The sequence below is a fragment of the Aureibacillus halotolerans genome (assembly GCF_004363045.1).
In the GTDB taxonomy this organism is placed as follows: Bacteria; Bacillota; Bacilli; order Bacillales; family DSM-28697; genus Aureibacillus; species Aureibacillus halotolerans.
The window spans coordinates 1-18,111 of record NZ_SNYJ01000023.1 but is presented as its reverse complement, the minus strand read 5'-3'; the positions used below and the strand labels follow the sequence as shown (position 1 = coordinate 18,111).

The 18,111-nt window shown below is 45.0% G+C and carries 17 protein-coding genes and 1 rRNA gene; all 18 read right to left on the bottom strand.

The genetic code is table 11. The features are described 5' to 3' along the window. Positions 1–118 precede the first annotated feature (118 nt). The 18 genes from sigH to rrf all read right to left on the bottom strand — a co-directional run bounded on the left by sigH (position 119) and on the right by rrf (position 17,946). Complete coding sequence (gene sigH / locus EV213_RS18375; RefSeq protein ID WP_133582033.1) at positions 119–769, bottom strand: RNA polymerase sporulation sigma factor SigH; 651 nt, start codon at positions 767–769, stop codon at positions 119–121. 70 nt (positions 770–839) lie between these two features. Beyond that, complete coding sequence (locus tag EV213_RS18370) at positions 840–1,349, bottom strand: NYN domain-containing protein (protein ID WP_133582032.1); 510 nt, start codon at positions 1,347–1,349, stop codon at positions 840–842. Between the two features lie 3 nt (positions 1,350–1,352). Continuing rightward, positions 1,353–2,099, bottom strand: a complete 747-nt coding sequence (rlmB, locus tag EV213_RS18365) for a 23S rRNA (guanosine(2251)-2'-O)-methyltransferase RlmB (RefSeq protein WP_133582031.1) — start codon at positions 2,097–2,099, stop codon at positions 1,353–1,355. Between the two features lie 5 nt (positions 2,100–2,104). Continuing rightward, positions 2,105–2,515 (bottom strand): Mini-ribonuclease 3, encoded by a 411-nt coding sequence (locus EV213_RS18360; protein WP_133582030.1) that lies wholly within the window; start codon positions 2,513–2,515, stop codon positions 2,105–2,107. Continuing rightward, positions 2,512–3,912: a cysteine--tRNA ligase gene (gene cysS, locus EV213_RS18355; protein WP_133582029.1), complete on the bottom strand. Its 1,401-nt coding sequence runs from the start codon at positions 3,910–3,912 to the stop codon at positions 2,512–2,514. Before cysS ends, EV213_RS18360 begins: the two co-directional genes overlap by 4 nt. Further along, positions 3,909–4,556 carry a serine O-acetyltransferase gene (gene cysE / locus EV213_RS18350; RefSeq protein ID WP_133582094.1) on the bottom strand — a complete coding sequence of 216 codons (648 nt, stop codon included), beginning with the start codon at positions 4,554–4,556 and terminating at the stop codon, positions 3,909–3,911. Before cysE ends, cysS begins: the two co-directional genes overlap by 4 nt. Before the next feature lie 395 nt (positions 4,557–4,951). Next, positions 4,952–6,403 (bottom strand): glutamate--tRNA ligase, encoded by a 1,452-nt coding sequence (gene gltX, locus EV213_RS18345; RefSeq protein ID WP_208112783.1) that lies wholly within the window; start codon positions 6,401–6,403, stop codon positions 4,952–4,954. Positions 6,404–6,461: 58 nt separating this feature from the next. Beyond that, complete coding sequence (ispF, locus tag EV213_RS18340) at positions 6,462–6,941, bottom strand: 2-C-methyl-D-erythritol 2,4-cyclodiphosphate synthase (RefSeq protein ID WP_133582027.1); 480 nt, start codon at positions 6,939–6,941, stop codon at positions 6,462–6,464. Then, positions 6,938–7,624: a 2-C-methyl-D-erythritol 4-phosphate cytidylyltransferase gene (gene ispD, locus EV213_RS18335; protein WP_133582026.1), complete on the bottom strand. Its 687-nt coding sequence runs from the start codon at positions 7,622–7,624 to the stop codon at positions 6,938–6,940. The genes ispF and ispD overlap by 4 nt, the downstream gene beginning before the upstream one ends. 771 nt (positions 7,625–8,395) lie before the next feature. Then, on the bottom strand, positions 8,396–9,496 hold the full coding sequence (locus tag EV213_RS18330) for a PIN/TRAM domain-containing protein (protein WP_133582025.1): 1,101 nt from the start codon (positions 9,494–9,496) through the stop codon (positions 8,396–8,398). Positions 9,497–9,695: 199 nt separating this feature from the next. After that, positions 9,696–10,730: a DNA integrity scanning diadenylate cyclase DisA gene (gene disA / locus EV213_RS18325; protein WP_133582093.1), complete on the bottom strand. Its 1,035-nt coding sequence runs from the start codon at positions 10,728–10,730 to the stop codon at positions 9,696–9,698. A gap of 39 nt (positions 10,731–10,769) precedes the next feature. Next, on the bottom strand, positions 10,770–12,155 hold the full coding sequence (gene radA, locus EV213_RS18320) for a DNA repair protein RadA (protein ID WP_133582024.1): 1,386 nt from the start codon (positions 12,153–12,155) through the stop codon (positions 10,770–10,772). Between the two features lie 136 nt (positions 12,156–12,291). Further along, positions 12,292–14,736, bottom strand: a complete 2,445-nt coding sequence (clpC, locus tag EV213_RS18315) for an ATP-dependent protease ATP-binding subunit ClpC (RefSeq protein WP_133582023.1) — start codon at positions 14,734–14,736, stop codon at positions 12,292–12,294. A gap of 26 nt (positions 14,737–14,762) precedes the next feature. Further along, positions 14,763–15,830, bottom strand: a complete 1,068-nt coding sequence (mcsB, locus tag EV213_RS18310) for a protein-arginine kinase McsB (protein WP_133582022.1) — start codon at positions 15,828–15,830, stop codon at positions 14,763–14,765. Positions 15,831–15,832: 2 nt separating this feature from the next. After that, the gene (gene mcsA / locus EV213_RS18305) at positions 15,833–16,375 is read right to left on the bottom strand and encodes a protein-arginine kinase activator protein McsA (RefSeq protein WP_133582021.1); all 543 of its coding nucleotides are present in this window, start codon (positions 16,373–16,375) and stop codon (positions 15,833–15,835) included. Between the two features lie 15 nt (positions 16,376–16,390). Beyond that, complete coding sequence (locus tag EV213_RS18300) at positions 16,391–16,858, bottom strand: CtsR family transcriptional regulator (protein WP_133582020.1); 468 nt, start codon at positions 16,856–16,858, stop codon at positions 16,391–16,393. Between the two features lie 136 nt (positions 16,859–16,994). Then, positions 16,995–17,708: an MgtC/SapB family protein gene (locus EV213_RS18295; protein WP_243740266.1), complete on the bottom strand. Its 714-nt coding sequence runs from the start codon at positions 17,706–17,708 to the stop codon at positions 16,995–16,997. Positions 17,709–17,834: 126 nt separating this feature from the next. Continuing rightward, positions 17,835–17,946, bottom strand: a 5S ribosomal RNA gene (gene rrf / locus EV213_RS18290). Positions 17,947–18,111 lie beyond the last annotated feature (165 nt).

Below are 18,111 nucleotides of genomic sequence, written 5' to 3'. Positions count from 1 at the left end.
CATTGCCCTTGTGGCAACTCCGCTCTTCTCAAGTCTTTGGACTTTGATATAAGACAAGCGTTTTCATACAACCTAATACTTTTCTATTTTTTACGCTGTCCGCAAGCTGCGAATGACTTTATAAGGTAATTTCACGGATTTCGAGGTATCTCTCCAGCTTACGCTTCACTCGCTGGAGTGCGTTATCAATTGACTTGACGTGCCGATTTAGATCGACTGAAATTTCCTGATATGAGCGACCATCTAAATAGAGCGCGAGAACTTTTCGCTCTAAATCACTTAAAAGCTGGGTCATTTTTACCTCGATGTCATAAAACTTTTCACGAGTGATCAGCATCTGCTCTGGATCCGACGCTCTCGTCCCTGTAAGCACGTCCAACAATGTCCGATCTGATTCCTCATCATAGATAGGCTTGTCCAAGGACACATATGAATTAAGTGGAATGTGTTTTTGACGAGTGGCTGTTTTAATTGCCGTGATGATCTGCCGAGTGATGCAAAGCTCTGCGAAGGCTTTAAATGAGGCAAGCTTGTCCTCTTTGTAATCTCTAATGGCTTTAAACAACCCGATCATACCTTCCTGCACAATATCTTCACGATCGGCACCGATGAGAAAATACGACCTTGCTTTGGCGCGGACAAAATTTTTGTATTTGTTAATTAGATAGTCAAGGGCTTCCACGTCTCCAAGCTGTACCAATTCAACAACACTTTCGTCTTCCATCTTTTCCAATGGTCGTATGTCCAATTTGTCAAGATGCAGGCTCACTCATATCCCTCCGACTCTTTGCTCTTTTTCAGAATAATTATACAGCAATTAAAAATAAGGCGTCAACCTCTCATCGGTCTCTACGCCTCCATTTTTCAAAGATTTGTGCGACATCTTCTGACATCGAGATCCGATTCGACAATTTTTTCTGATGGTTTTTTTTTACTGATCGCCCGATATCCCCTTTAATTTCTTGAATTTCCCTTAAGAGCTCTCGGGCTGAGATGCGCAATGCGCCTTGACCGAAAATACTCCATTGTTCGGTAAAATCCGACGTTGCCACATGAATTTGTGTTTTTATATTTCGTAAGGAGATGGCAAGCTTTTCAATGTATTCATCTGCTGTCTCGTTTTCTTTCGTATAGATGATTTCAACGTTCGCTCGCGTATGCTTTTTTTCCGTTCCTTTTTGCAAATGGGCATCAAACACAATGATGACACGATAGCCGGTATACGCACGATATTCAGATAGCATGTCAATGAGCCTGTTCCTTGCCAATTCGTAGTCTTTTTCCCTCAGCCTGGCAAGTTCCGGCCAAGCACCAATCATGTTATAGCCATCTACTAAAAGAACGTTCATCCTTTATTGCCCTAAAGGATGACGTTTTCTGAACACTTCATACATCAGCAACGCGGCAGCTACAGAGGCATTCAACGAGGATACGTTGCCTTTCATCGGCAGGCTAACCAGAAAATCACATTTTTCTTTGACGATTCGGCTCATCCCTTTGCCTTCGTTGCCAATCACTAACCCAAAAGGCATATTGACATCAAGTGCTCGGTAGTCCGTATCACCATCGGCAGCCGTTCCCGCAATCCAAAAACCTCGTTCCTTAAGCTCATCAATGGTCCGCGAAATATTTGTCACTCTTGCCACAGGCACATATTCCATCGCTCCTGCGGCTGTTTTTGCTACCGTTTGCGTGAGACCAACCGCTCGCCGTTTTGGAATGACGACGCCGTGAACACCCGTAGCGTCAGCGGTTCGCAATATTGAACCCAGATTGTGAGGGTCCTCAAGCTCGTCCAATAATAGAACAAAAGGAAGCTCGCCTTTTTTCTCTGCCTTGGCTAAAATATCGTCGATGCTGCTGTACGTGTAGGCAGCCACGAGCGCTGCCACGCCTTGATGTGGATGCTCCGAAATCTGATCAAGCTTCATTTTTGGGGCTTCCTGAACGACAAGACCTGCATCCTTTGCCAAGCTCAGTACCGTTTTCATTGGGCCTTTTTGAGCGCCTTTTTGAATCAGAATCTTTTCGATAGAGCGCCCTGCTCGTAATGCCTCAATGACTGGATTTTTACCTGTAATCCATTCTTGCTCCTCCATCTTGTTCACACCTTTCCGTCTCGCTGTTCAATAAAAGAAAAGGCCTGCGCACATAACTGCTTTAGCCGTTCATTCTCTTCGTTTAAATACAAGTATCCTAGTAGCGCCTCGAACCCTGTCGCGTGCCGATACGTTTGTACATCGGCTGATTTTGGCGGGGCACCTGACTTAGCGTTTCTGCCTCGCCTGACGACAGCACGCTCTTCATTCGTCAACATATCGTTTTCTATGAGCCTAAATAGAATAAAGGCTTGTGCGTTCGCTGAAACATACGTCGTGGCTGTCTTATGGAGGTCATTTACCTTTTCAAGCCCTAACTCCAGGAGATGATGGCGGACGACCTGGTCATATACAGCATCACCCATATATGCCAGCGTCACCCCATTTAAAGACATGATATCAATCGCCTTTGTCATTGCCGAACCCTTTTCCAACGGACACCTTGTGGGGTATCTTCAAGGTCGATCCCCTGCGCTTTCAACTGATCGCGAATGTCGTCAGAACGCTTGTAGTCCTTTTGTTTTCGCGCCATCTGCCGTTCCTGAATCAACGCCTCGATATCGTCATCCAAAAGTTCGGTCTCTTGTAAGACAAAACCAAGTACACCTGCCATCATGTCGAATGTATCAATAAATTGGTTCAACACAGCGCTTGAAGCGTTTTTCTGTTCAATATACGCGTTGGCTTCACGGGTGAAATCAAATATAGCTGTAATGGCATTGGCTGTATTCATATCGTCGTCCATTGCTGCCTTAAATTGATCCATAGCCTTCACAGCCTTTTCCATCCATACGTTGTCATCCGCAAGGTCGGCTGTCTTTTCAAGACGGTGCTGGAGGTTTCGGTACGTCGTTTGGATACGCTCAAGCGAATTCGTCGCCGCTTCAATCGTTTCAGCATTAAGGTTGATTGGCTGGCGGTAGTGAACGGACAGAAGGAAGAAGCGAATCGCCTGTGCGTCGTATTTCTTGAGCATATCATGAACGAGTACAAAGTTCCCAAGTGATTTAGACATTTTTTCATTGTCAATTTGGATGTACCCGTTATGAAGCCAGTATGTTGCAAATGACTTTCCAGTGATGCTCTCCGATTGGGCAATTTCATTTTCATGATGCGGAAAAATCAAGTCTTGGCCACCCGCATGGATATCAATCGTGTCGCCAAGGTACTTCTTAATCATTGCCGAGCACTCGATATGCCAGCCTGGTCGTCCATGACCCCACGGAGATTCCCAGCTGATCTCACCAGGTTTTGCGGCTTTCCAGAGCACAAAATCGAGTGGGTCTGCTTTCTGCTCGCCAACCTCAATGCGCGACCCTAAGCGCAACGCATCGACGGATTGATGAGACAGCTTTCCGTACCCATCAAATGAACGAGTTTTGAAATACACGTCTCCATTCGATTCGTACGCCACGTCTTTCTCCACCAACGCCTTAACAAAGGCAATGATGTCCTCCATATTTTCAGTCACACGAGGGTGTGTTGTTGCTTTTTTTACATTTAACCTTTCCACATCTTCGTGGTATGCATCAATAAACCGATTTGCAATTGTAGGAACATCCTCGCCAAGTTCGTTCGCTGCTTTAATTAATTTATCATCAACGTCTGTAAAATTGGCGACATAATGAACATCATAGCCTTGAAATTCAAGGTATCTGCGTAGCGTGTCGAACACAATGGGAGGTCGCGCATTGCCGATATGGATGTAGTTGTATACGGTCGGACCACAGACATACATCTTTACTTTTCCTTCTTCTAGAGGGACAAACGCTTCTTTTTTTCGACTGAGCGAATTAAATAAATGCAAACTCATAATGACGCCCCTTTCTTTGCTTCGTGCAATTCTTCCTTCAGCTCACGAATCTCTTTTTCAAGCTGCTTAAATTTCTCTAAAACCGGATCAGGCAAATTCGAATGATCCAGCTGGTTACTTAAACGAACGCCATCTTGAACGACGATACGCCCTGGAATCCCTACAACAGTTGAATTTTCCGGTACATCGCGAAGAACGACTGAACCGGCACCTATTTTTGCATGTTCTCTTACAGTAATGGAGCCCAACACCTTTGCGCCCGCAGCAATCAACACATTGCTTTCAATTGTCGGATGCCGCTTGCCTTTTTCCTTGCCAGTCCCCCCGAGTGTCACTCCTTGAAAGATCGTTACATTGTCTCCGATTTCACAGGTTTCCCCAATCACAACACCCATGCCGTGATCGATAAATACACGCCTTCCTATCGTTGCCCCTGGGTGAATTTCAATACCTGTCACAAAGCGGCTCCACTGCGAAATGACTCTCGCAACAAAATAGAGACGACGCTTAAAAAAGACATGGGCCAATCGATGAAACCAGATGGCATGGAGCCCAGAATACGTCAAGATCACTTCCCATTTATTTCGCGCTGCAGGATCCTGATCAAAGACGACGTCAAGGTCCTGCTTAATGACACTCCACATACGTTCTCCTCCCCCGATAAAAGCTTTTCTCATCGCATGGTGCACTCGCAGAGGTTGTTGGTCTAGTGATGAGAGGTTGATCTCCAATGATGGCCTTGCGCGACGAGACACCAAAAAACGCCTCAGTGCCTGATTGAGGCTACAGAGACGCTTTATGGCGCGGTTCCACTCTGCTTGGCGATCTTTCATTTCGCCCAGCTTACTCCTATAACGGCAGGAACCGTCCTTTCCTACTTCTCCTGTTGACAGGTGTTCGGAAAGGCTCTCGAAGGGGCAAACGGACGGTAGCAGGTAAGCCTTCTCAGCAACTCAGGCTCTCTCTGGGACTAGCCAATACGACCGTTGTATCCTCGTCAACGATTTCATATTTGTCACACTCGATTGGTCTCTTGCAATTAAGACAAAGAACTTGCCAATCGTGCTAGCACAGTCTCTTTGCCAACTAGATAAATTGACTCAGGGAGTTCTGGTCCGTGTGTTTGACCCGTTGTCGCCACACGGATTGGCATAAACAACTTTTTCCCTTTATGTCCCGTCGCCTTTTGAACGCGTTTAATGGCTGCTTTAATCTCTGCAGGCTCATACGCCTCCAGTGCCTTCAATTCTTCCTGAAACGCATGGATAACCTCTGGCACCTGCTCTTCAGCAAGGACAACGTTGGCTTCTTCGGAGTACTCAATCTCCTTCTGGAAGAAAAGCGCACTCACTTCTACAATCTCAGCCCCGTAACTAATTTGATTCTGGTACAAAGCAATGAGCTCTCGTGCCCATTGCTGGGTGTCATGATCCATATGCTCAGGCAGTCTACCTGCCTTTACGAGGTGCGGAAGCGTAATATTGACAACCCTCTCAAAGTCCGCTTTTTTCATGTATTGATTGTTCACCCAAGCAAGCTTTTGGCTGTCAAACACAGCAGGTGACGTGGACAGACGTGCTGGGTCAAAGATGTCGATAAACTCTTCCTTCGTAAACAACTCTTCTTCCCCTTGTGGCGACCATCCGAGGAGTGTAATGAAATTGAATAACGCTTCAGGTAAATAACCAAGAGATTCATACTGCTCAATAAATTGTATGATGGATTCGTCACGTTTGCTCAACTTTTTTCGTTGATCATTCACAATTAATGTCATATGACCAAACACAGGTTTATCCCAGCCAAAAGCATCAAAAATCATAATCTGCTTTGGCGTGTTGGAAATATGATCGTCGCCACGAAGCACGTGCGTAATCTCCATCAAATGATCGTCAACCGCGACGGCAAAATTATATGTAGGAATGCCGTCTTTTTTCACAATCACAAAATCGCCAATGCCGTCTGTCTCAAAAGACACCTCTTCTTTGACGACGTCATCGAAGCGGATCACTTGCCCCTCAGGCACTTTGAAGCGAATACTTGGTTGGCGTCCTTCTTTTTCGTACTGCTGACGCTGCTCCTCGGTCAAGTCACGGTGTTTCCCAGAGTATCGCGGCATTTCATTGCGCGCACGTTGTTCCTCACGCTCCTGCTCGAGCTCTTCTTCTGTACAATAACAATAATACGCCTTGCCTTCCTCAAGAAGACGATCATAGTACGTTTTATAAATATCATTCCGCTCAGATTGACGGTATGGACCAAATTCACCTGGCTTGTCAACCCCTTCATCCCAGTCCATGCCGAGCCACTTTAAATACTGAAGCTGACTTTGCTCCCCGTTTTCCACGTTCCGTTTGGCATCCGTATCTTCAATGCGAATAACAAACGTACCGCCTTTACTTCGCGCATACAAATAATTAAAAAGCGCTGTTCTCGCATTCCCTATATGCAAATGACCTGTTGGACTTGGTGCATATCGCACACGCACTGTCATTCCATTCACCTTCTTTATTGTAGTAGTGATTCTTTTTGTCTTCTCAAGATCGCTTTTACTAATTGTCATCCTTCTTTAAAAGCACAACGGCTTGTGCCGCAATGCCTTCTTCTCTACCAACAAAACCTAACGCTTCCGTTGTGGTCGCCTTTATATTAATATTAACCACTTCGCTTTCTAGCAAACACGCAATCGTCGCATTCATCGTAGAAATGTAGGGTGCCATTTTTGGCTTCTGGCAAATAATCGTAGCGTCTAAATTACCTAGTGTAAAGCCTTTTGCTTTCACCAGGCCATAACAATGCTGGAGCAGTTTTTTCGAATCCGCATCCTTATATTTTGGGTCCGTATCAGGGAAATGCTTGCCGATATCGCCTTCCCCTACAGCACCTAGCAATGCATCCGAAATGGCATGAAGCAATACATCCGCATCCGAATGCCCCGCCAGCCCCATCGAATGAGGGATATCAACACCACCAATAATGAGTGGTCGGCCTTGTTCAAACTGATGTACATCAAACCCTTGTCCTATCCTCATTGTTCCTCTCCCTCAATAAAAGCTTCTGCCAAAACTAAATCTTCAGGCGTAGTAATTTTTATATTTCGATACGACCCCGCAACAATTGACACAGATTTGCCGATTTTCTCTACTAAGCTCGCTTCATCTGTACCGAGAAAACCTGCCTCTTCTGCATATCGATGCGCTTCTTCTATAACAGGTTTCAAAAACGCTTGAGGGGTTTGTATCGCCCATAGTTGAGAGCGGTCAAGGGTTTCCTGGATGACATCGCCAGTCACACGCTTCACCGTATCTTTTAAGGGAACTGCCGGAACCGCTCCGCCAACTTTAGAAGCTTTCGCTGTCAGTTCTGAAATCATCGCATGTGTAACAAAAGGTCGCGCTCCGTCGTGTACGAGCACCATTGTTGCCTCTGAGTGCACAGCCTTTAACCCAAGTGCCACAGAGTGCTGACGCTCTTTTCCACCATGCACAAGGCGGACTCGCGATTGCAATTCATACTGTGCTAGCAATTGCTTCATGTCCTGCTCATGGTCACGATTGATGACAACAATCAACTCTTCGCAATTGGGGTCCGCCATGAAGCATTCTAGCGTCCAAACAATTAAGGGCTTGCGCCTGAGCAATAAAAACTGCTTACTTTGTTTGGTTTTCATCCGTTTTCCATAGCCTGCCGCGGGAATCACCACTGTATATTTCATAGCAACCTGCCTTTAGTCTATCGTTCATATGTGGAACGTAAATAGCCAACGCCCAAGGGCGAAAGCCAGAAAATATATCACTATCAATCATAATGACGCTATACTGTTCGCATATGCAATACTATACCATAAATCGTATGAAACAAGGAGTACGATGGAAGCGAAACTGGAATTTCGTGAATCCCTCCATTTCATAGGATGGAAAGGTCATACGATCACTTCAGTTGTGTTCCATTTAGCTTAAGACAAACTGCGTCGTGCTTGTCTAGCATAAGAAGCTTGATGCCCCTCAGACAGCTTCGTCAGAATACTTCGATTCACCCTAAATGGCATAAGTGCATCATCGACTCGAGAAGACCTTATCGTGTTTTTTATCACTGGAGTCTCGCTAGTGGCAACTTTTGATTTATGACTCTTTTTTCTTGCTCAGGTACGGCTTAAAAAACGAATAGAGAAAAGCAGCCCACTCTCGGATGAGGAATGGACTGCTTTTCTAAAATTCGCAGTGCTTTTTAGTCAAAGCGATGCCTTTGCAGGGCTTACCTAGATCGAAGGCCTGAGAGGAGTGAGTTGCTTTTGCGGGCAATGAGCACCACTCAAGACAATGCAACGAAGAAAGCGAGCGTTTCTCATCCCCTACCTTTCAGGCTGAATGAAAACGCTTGTCTTTCAAGGCGCGAAGCCTTGAGAGGAGCGGAGTTGCCATAAGGGCAATGAGCACCGCTCAAGACAATGCAACAAAGAAAGCGAGCGTTTCTCATCAGCCTGAAATTAGAGCGCCTTTTCGAGCAGCTTAGGCTTCGCAAAAATCATACGACCTGCAGACGTCTGCAACACACTCGTGACAAGAACCTCAATTCGTTTTCCAATGTGATGGCGACCTTCTTCCACAACAATCATCGTTCCATCATCAAGATAAGCCACGCCTTGATTTTGTTCTTTCCCATCCTTAATTACTTGAACCGTCATTTCTTCACCTGGAAGGACAACGGGTTTCACCGCATTGGCAAGGTCATTAATATTAAGAACAGCTACATTTTGAAGCTCACATACTTTATTTAAATTGAAATCATTTGTCACCACAACACCTGTGACAAGCTTGGCTAATTTGACCAGCTTACTGTCCACTTCGTGAACATCGTCAAAATCGCCTTCGTAAATCTCAACCTTAATTTTTAATTCTTTTTGTATTTTATTCAAAATATCAAGTCCACGACGACCTCGGTTCCGCTTAAGTACATCCGATGAATCTGCTATATGCTGCAATTCCTCTAGGACAAATTGAGGAATGACTAACGTCCCTTCAAGGAACCCCGTTTTACAAATATCCGCAATACGTCCATCTATAATGACACTTGTATCCAAAATTTTAAGCTCATGACCCCTATCCTCAGTTTCATCCGGGTTCACTTTCTTTTTATCGCGCTGCGCTCTTGCAAATAGATTATACAATTCATCTCTTTTCTTATACCCAACCCGAAAACCTAAGTAGCCTAAAATGAACGTGAGCCAGACAACAGCAAACGAAAACAGCATCGTACCTAATTGACTCCCAAGATCGTGAAGGGGGAGTGATGCCAAAAATGCAAGGAATAACCCAACAAGCAGTCCTAAGCTTCCAAACAGGACATCAATGACAGGTGCACCTACTAACTTCTCTTCAAGCATTCGAATACCTGTTGCCATTGAACGGCTGATACGAAATGTAAGAAGAAATAGTATAAGAGCGCCTAAAACCAACCCGAGATACGGAGAGTACAACCATCCATCCATCACTTGATCTGTCATACGGATAACAATTTCAGGGTAATACAAATAACCTAGGCTTCCACCAATGACGACCCAAAACAGCCGAACTGTATTCATTAACATACCTATCACCTCCTCTACCATTATTAACAAAATATTCATTTTGAAACGATTTCTTTAAAAAAGATTTTGGAGCCTACTTTTCCCCATTCTTAGCTTAGCACGGGTTAAATATTCTGTCAATTATCAATAAACTAAATATGTTATCATACAGCCTATTTTATTGTCAACTACCCTTTGAGCCACCAAATGGACCGTTTTCTTACATTGAACGATCCATTATGACCTGCTCTTTTAAGCGGTTAATGCCGTCTGCGATCGCTTTTGCACGCACCTCACCTATACCTTCAATTTTCGTGAATGCCTCCTGCGTACTGGATACAATTTGATTGAAATCGCCAAATTGGTTAATAATTGCATGAGCTAAGGTAGCAGGCAAACGGGGCACCTTGCTTAACAGCCGATAACCCGCTGGTGTAATCATTTTGTTGTTTTCCATAGATGAAGGATAACCAAGCAATTTAGCGAGGACCTGATCCTTTACCAATGTCGCTCCTCGTCCTTCCTGCAAAACATCAATAATCTGCTGTGCATTTGTGCTCGTTGTTTGGCAATAATCCTTTAAAAGCAGCAAGGCTTCCTTTTCTACTTCAGAAAGAATCTCTTTTAACTGCAGCTTGATGAGCCGGCCCTCAACACCAAGCTCGACACCGTATTCCAAAATTTCCTTGCGAATTTTCATAAGCATTTCAATTCGATGAACCACTACGAGCAACTCAGATAAAGTAACGAGCTTTTCAAATTCTAACGCACTAAAATCGGTTAAAGCTTGATCAAAGACAATTTTATACTTTTCTAATGTTTGTACCGCCTGGTTTGCTTTCGTTAGAATGACACCTATATCTCGAAGGACATATTTTTCCACGCCTCGATACAGCGTAATCACTTGTCGACGCTGAGAGATGGCGACAACTAGTTTCCCTGTTTCCTTTGATACACGTTCCGCTGTTCGATGCCTCATTCCTGTTTCGGAAGTTCCAATGGACACATTAGGCGTGAGTTGGGTGTTGGCATAAAGAATACGCGCGCCATCATCTGTCAGGACGATTGCTCCGTCCATCTTGGCTAGCTCATATAAGGCGGATGGAGTGTATGTACAATCCATACGGAAGCCGCCATCCATAAGACGTCGCATTGTTTCATTGTAACCAACAACGATCAATCCCCCTGTATTGGCACGCAATACATTTTCAATGCCCTCTCGCAAAGGCGTGCCAGGAGATATATAACCAAGCATTTGCTTTAAAGAAATAGCAGCATCGTCTGGTAACTTCAATTAAGCGCCTCCTAGTGCGTGCTGCATCGCCTCCTCAACCGTTTCTACCCCAACGACTTCAATTGTGTTGGGAGGCTGCCAGCCGCTCATATTTCTCGCAGGAAGAATCACGCGCTCAAAGCCAAGCTTGGCGGCTTCCTGCACTCGTTGTTCAATCCTTGAAACGCGGCGAACTTCTCCTGTCAAACCAACTTCACCTATGAGGATGTCCCCTGCCCGACATTGATGGTCCCTAAAACTTGAGGCTATGCTGACAGCAACAGCGAGGTCGACAGCCGGTTCATCTAGCTTTACTCCGCCTGCAACTTTTAAATACGCATCCTGATGCTGGAGGAGCATGCCCATTCGCTTTTCAAGCACAGCCATTATAAGCGACACACGGTTATGATCCATCCCCGTCGCCATCCGCCTAGGGTTTCCAAAAGCTGTCGGTGATATAAGCGACTGTATTTCAACAAGCATCGGACGCGTGCCTTCCATAGATGCGACGACCGTTGAGCCTGACGCTCCTTTTGATCGCTCCTCAAGGAAAATTTCGGACGGATTGGTTACCTCTTTTAGACCTTCCTCTTTCATTTCAAAAATGCCCATCTCATTCGTTGAGCCAAACCGATTTTTAACCGCTCGCAAAATACGATAAGCATGATGCCGCTCGCCTTCAAAATAAAGGACTGCATCCACCATGTGCTCCAACAGTCTCGGCCCAGCAATGGCCCCTTCCTTGGTCACATGCCCGACAATAAAAATGGCTATGCCTTTGGTTTTTGCGAGTTTCATCAATTCAGCTGTACATTCTCGTACTTGAGAAACACTGCCTGGGGCAGACGTAATCTCATCATGATAAACGGTTTGAATAGAGTCGATGACCACCATGGTCGGCTGCGCCTCTTCCACCGCTTGTAAAATGAACGTAAGGTTTGTCTCAGACATAATATACAGCTCTTTTTCTAGAATATGCAGACGGTCGGCTCTTAATTTCGTTTGTTTCTGAGATTCTTCTCCTGACACATACAATACCTTCTGTGAGCTTCTCGCTGCCTGTGCCGAGATCTGCAATAATAGGGTTGACTTCCCTATGCCCGGATCTCCGCCGATAAGCACTAAAGAGCCTGGCACAACACCGCCACCTAAGACGCGATTCATTTCGTTCATCTCAATCATAAAACGCGGTTCTTTTATCGTTTCAACAGCTGTAATGGATGTTGGCTTAGCGGATACATTCGTATCCCCTGTTGTGAAGTGGCCCCTTGAACTCCCCCGACCCGCTTTCGCCTCACGAAACTCGACGAGCGTATTCCATGCCTGGCAAGCTGGGCATTTCCCCATCCATTTTGGTGATACGTAGCCACAATCCTGGCACACAAACTGCGTAGTTGTTTTTGCCAATGACAGAACCCCCTTTTGTTATGACTGCTCTTTCCTGATTCATTATAACGAGACGCCTTCTCATCGTAGTTTATCAGCTTGAACCACATAAAGAAACGAGAAGTCCCGTCATAAGGACTTCTCGCTATTGAATGATTTATGATTTTGAAGCAACTGGTTTTTCTGTGCGAACAACAAACTCGCCTTTTTCCACACCTAAGGTAATTTTCTGGCCTTTTTCAATGTTGCCTTTGAGAAGCTCATCAGACAAGCGATCTTCAACCTGTTTCTGTAGAGCTCGACGTAGCGGACGTGCGCCGTACTCTAAATCAGTGCCTTCTTCAGCTACCTTGTCAAGTGCTGCAGGTGTCATATGGAAATCAATGTTCTGGTCAAGCAAGCGTTTTTGTAGCTGCTTCACCATCATTTGCGCGATTTCCTTCACATGCTCCTTGCGTAACGCATGGAACACAATCGTCTCGTCAATACGGTTAAGAAACTCTGGACGGAACGAGCGCTTGAGCTCCTCCATCACCTTGCTTTTCATTTCTTTATAGTCCTGACCCGTATCCTGGAGGTTAAAACCAACATACGCATTGCGTTTTAACTCACTCGCCCCAACGTTTGATGTCATAATAACGATCGTGTTTCTAAAATCAACCGTCCGCCCTTTTGAATCGGTGAGACGACCATCTTCTAGAACCTGAAGCAAAATATTGAACACTTCTGGATGCGCCTTTTCGATTTCATCAAGCAAAATGACTGAGTAAGGCTTTTGGCGAACTTTTTCCGTCAGCTGCCCACCTTCCTCATGACCAACATAGCCTGGAGGTGATCCAACGAGTCTAGAAGTGGAATGCTTCTCCATGTATTCGGACATGTCGATCCGGATCATGTTTTCTTCGTCGCCAAACATGGATTCAGCAAGCGCACGCGCGAGCTCGGATTTCCCGATCCCTGTTGGGCCTAAGAAGATAAACGAGCCAATCGGACGCTTCGGATCCTTCAAGCCTGCTCTTGCGCGGCGTACGGCCTTCGCGACTGCATTGACTGCATCATCCTGCCCAACGACCCGGTTATGCAAAATGTTTTCCATATTTAAGAGACGTTCCGTTTCTTCTTGGGCGATTTTTGATACGGGCACACCCGTCCAGCTGGAAACCACAAGGGCAATGTCTTCTTTGGTGACTTCTGAGTTTTCTTGCCCCTGCTTTTCCTTCCACGTTTTTTTCGTCTCTTCAAGCTCTTCACGTAAACGCTGCTCTGTATCGCGAAGCGACGCTGCCTTCTCAAATTCCTGGCTTTGCACTGACGCGTCCTTTTCCTTGCGAATCGACTCTAGCTTTTGTTCAAGCTCTTTCATATCAGGTGGTGCTGTATACGAACGCAAGCGGACTTTGGCAGCCGCCTCATCAATGAGGTCAATGGCTTTGTCCGGAAGAAAACGATCAGAAATGTAACGATCTGATAGCGCAACGGCTTCCTCAATAGCTTCATCGGTAATCGTCACACGGTGGTGGGCTTCATAACGATCACGCAACCCTTGAAGAATTTGGATAGACTGATCCGTTGTCGGTTCGTTGACTTGAATCGGCTGGAAGCGACGTTCAAGGGCCGCGTCCTTTTCAATATACTTCCGGTACTCATCTAGGGTCGTGGCACCAATACATTGCAACTCCCCGCGTGCCAAGGATGGTTTTAAAATGTTGGAAGCATCAATTGCCCCCTCTGCACCGCCTGCACCAATAAGCGTGTGAAGCTCATCAATGAAAAGAACAATGTTACCTGCCTGGCGAATTTCATCCATCACTTTTTTGAGACGATCCTCGAATTCACCACGGTATTTCGTACCCGCCACAACGGTACCCATGTCTAGCGTCATCACACGCTTATCGCGTAATATCTCTGGAACTTCATTTTGAATAATTTGTTGAGCGAGCCCTTCTGCAACAGCGGTTTTCCCAACCCCTGGTTCGCCAATTAAAACTGGATTGTTCTTTGTGCGTCGACTGAGGACTTCAATAACACGCTGGATTTCTTTTCCTCGGCCAATCACAGGATCAAGATGGTCTTCACGAGCGATGGCGGTAAGATCACGCGCCAGGCTATCTAACGTAGGCGTGCTTGCACTCGCCGCAGAGCCTGCCTGACTACCACTTCCTCCTTCATTGCTTCCTAGAAGCTGGAGTACTTGCTGGCGTGCTTTGTTGAGACTGACACCAAGATTATTCAATACACGCGCAGCAACACCCTCACCTTCGCGAATCAATCCAAGCAATATATGCTCTGTGCCCACGTAGGAATGACCAAGCTTTCTGGCCTCATCCATTGATAGCTCAATGACCTTTTTTGCACGAGGTGTATAATGAATCGTTTGAGATGCTTCCTGCCCCATCCCAATTAACGCTTCGACTTCATTTTGTATTTTTTCTGCGCCTAGTCCAAGAGCGGATAAAGCTTTTGCTGCGATGCCTTCGCCTTCGCGGACCAAGCCTAGCAGAATATGTTCTGTGCCAATATTGTTATGTCCTAAACGTACGGCTTCCTCTTGTGCTAACGCGAGCACTTTTTGCGCACGTTCTGTAAATCGTCCAAACATCATACGGATCAGCCTCCCAAAATTTATATTTAAATCTTTTCGAGCTTTACACGTTCTCGAATCAATGTGGCTCTTCGAATGTCTCTTTCTTTTGGTTCGAGGGCCTCGTTCGCATACTGCTGAAGAAACCCCGGCTGCATTAGAATCATTACTTCGCTAAGTATACTCTGAGACAGACCGTCAATGAAACCAAGGTCTATGCCTAGCCTTACATCTGATAAACAGCTAGCAGCCTCAGCACTTTGAATGACACGGCTGTGTGACAAAATGCCATAGGACCTCCACACTCTGTCTTCCAATTGAACCCGAGATGTATCGAGCATAGCGCCTCGCATTTCCCGTTCCTTTTGGATCAGCTCATAAACTACACTTTGCAGATCGTCAACGATGTCTTCTTCAGATTTTCCTAATGTTAATTGATTCGACACTTGAAATACATTTCCCTGGGCTTCAGAGCCTTCTCCATAAATTCCACGAACCGCAATGCCTAGCTGATTAATTGCTGATATAATCGTATTCATTCTTCCACTCATGATTAGTGCGGGAAGGTGCATCATTACGGATGCTCTCATGCCTGTGCCAACATTGGTTGGACAGCTTGTTAAGTATCCTTTTTCCTCATCATATGCGTACTCCAAATGATTTTCTAAGATGTCATCCATTTGATTGGCTGCAGCCAACGCTTCCGTCAGCTGAAAACCAGGGAACAAGCACTGCAAACGAAAATGATCTTCCTCATTCACCATCAAACTAATGTTTTCTTCGTCAGACAGCAATACTGCTGAGGATTTCTCTGATCCAGCCAAATTGGGAGATATGAGCTGTTTTTCCATCAGGACACGCTTTTCAATATTTTTAAGGTCGCTCATTTCTAGCATAGACAAACGCCCAACATCCCCATACTCATGGGGCATTACATTTGTTTTCGCTTGGTTTAGAACGTTTTGCAATTCCTCGCTTCCTGCAACGGTCGGGAAGGAATAACGATTCAGGTTCCTGGCATAGCGGATACGGGAGCTCATGACAATATCACTATCGGGCCCTCCCTTTAGATGCCAGGGACTTAACGCCTGTTGAATAAACTTATGCAACGACATCGTTACTGATCCCCTTCCTTCAACTTCCCTTGTAAGGAACGAATTTCATCTCTAAGAACCGCGGCTTTTTCAAACTCTTCTTTATCGATAAGCTCGTGAATGGCCGTTTTTAACTCAGTGATTTGCCGTTTTACGTTTAATTCCTGTCCTGCACGCTTTGGAATTTTCCCTTTATGTGTTGTATTCCCTGCATGAACACGTCGTAAAACAGGATCTAATCGGTCTTTAAACGTATCATAGCATTGGGCACAGCCGAATTTTCCTGTTTTGAGGAAACGTGCATAGGTCATATTGCATTTTGGACAAAGAGGCTCATTCGACGTGACGTGCTGTTTCTGCTTATGAAACGCGAATGCGTCCTGTCCGTAACCAAAGATGCCTGATAATAAATCTTGAATGGTATAACCTTGGTGATGCCCTTGAGACGGTTGGTCTTCTCGCTCCTGAGCGCATACCTCACACAAATGTTTCTCCCATTTCTCATGATTAATAATTTGTGTAAAATGAACTGTAGCGGAGCGTTGATGACAAACTTCGCACTCCATGTAGCTCCCCCATCCTTACATTTTATATTTAAGAGTTTGCAGAATAGATTGAAGCATTCTGCCTCGTAATATATCCCGTTGTTCTATCGGCAAATCAAGCACAGAACGATCCATGAGATTCAATAAAATCTGACACTCACGCTTGCTCAATGCCCCTTCCTCATATAAACGGCCAAGAATATGCCCCGCTGACGCTTGAGTACATCCGTTTCCTTCGATCAATCGTAGCATTTGATCTAGCATATGCAGGTGGTCCTCATGCTCAATCTTCGTAATCCGAATGTAGCCTCCACCGCCACGTTTACTTTCAACAATATAGCCCTTTTCCACAGTGAACCTTGTTTTAATCACATAATTAATTTGAGAGGGTACGCACTGAAAACGATCTGCTATTTCATGCCGCCTAATTTCTACCGCATCGTTCTCAGATAACTGAAAAACTTGTTTAAGGTAGTCTTCTATGATGTCTGAGATGTTTTTCATCGTTTCCCTCCCTTCAATTCAGGACTTTGACTATTTTTGACTATGATGATTATTATACGTTCGATCGCTAACCATTTGCAAATATGAAGCCTTCTCTTCATTATGTCCTCAACGAAATGTCTTAATCATCTGATATCTAATAGACTTCTTTAACAACCTCCACGATGGACAATGCATCCAACACCTTAATGCGTCCTTCAGATTCAGCAAACAAAACTGTGAACTTGTATTCTTTTAGTCGCTCTTTCCCGTCTCCAGCAACTAAATCCTTTGTTCTCACATTGCGAATCTTTCCATAGTCTTCAATAATACGTAACAACTCCGCTAAATGCTGCCCATCTTTTGGAACAACGATATGAATGATTTCCTCTGCACCATGCTTAAAAAGGAGTGTTTCTAATCGATTGAGAAACATCAAGCTTAACAGCACAACAACAGTTGAAAGAATAGCTAATGTATATAGACCTGCGCCTACTGTTAAGCCTAGTCCTGCAACAACCCATATTGAAGCAGCGGTCGTTAGCCCACGAATCGTTGCCCCTTTCACAAGAATCGTGCCTGCACCTAAAAAGCCTATACCACTAATGACGTAAGAAGGAATCCTCGCTGGATCATATTGAACATTGTCATAGTTCTCAATGAACTCTTCAAACCCGTATAATGATAGAAGCATCATCATACAAGCACCCATACCAACCAATATATGCGTTCGAAATCCTGCTGGTCTTTTGCTTACTTCCCGTTCCAGACCAACAAGTCCGCTTAACACGAGAGCGACAAGAATACGTACAAGCATAACATGAAAATCTTCTGGTATTTCAATAATGTGTATCCATTCATTACCTTCCATTCATATCCCTCCTCTTACTACTAAAACAGTGTATGCGCACTAGAGCAACTCATGTCTTTTCAAGTTTCATAAAGAATAGAATACAAAAAGAGGTTACGCATCCTGCGTAACCTCTCTGTTTGTTTTGCCCGGCAGCGTCCTACTCTCACAGGGAAACCCAACTACCATCGGCGCTGAAGAGCTTAACTTCCGTGTTCGGCATGGGAACGGGTGTGACCTCTTCGCTATCGCCACCAGACAATTTATTAAAATGACAAGGATGAGTATATCGCTTTTCTTTCGAAAAGTCAATAGCTTTTTTGAAAAAAGATCATCCTTCAAAACTAGATACCGACACACACGGTTGAAACAAAAATCAATTGAAGAGAAGGCCTCGATCGATTAGTATCCGTCAGCTCCACGT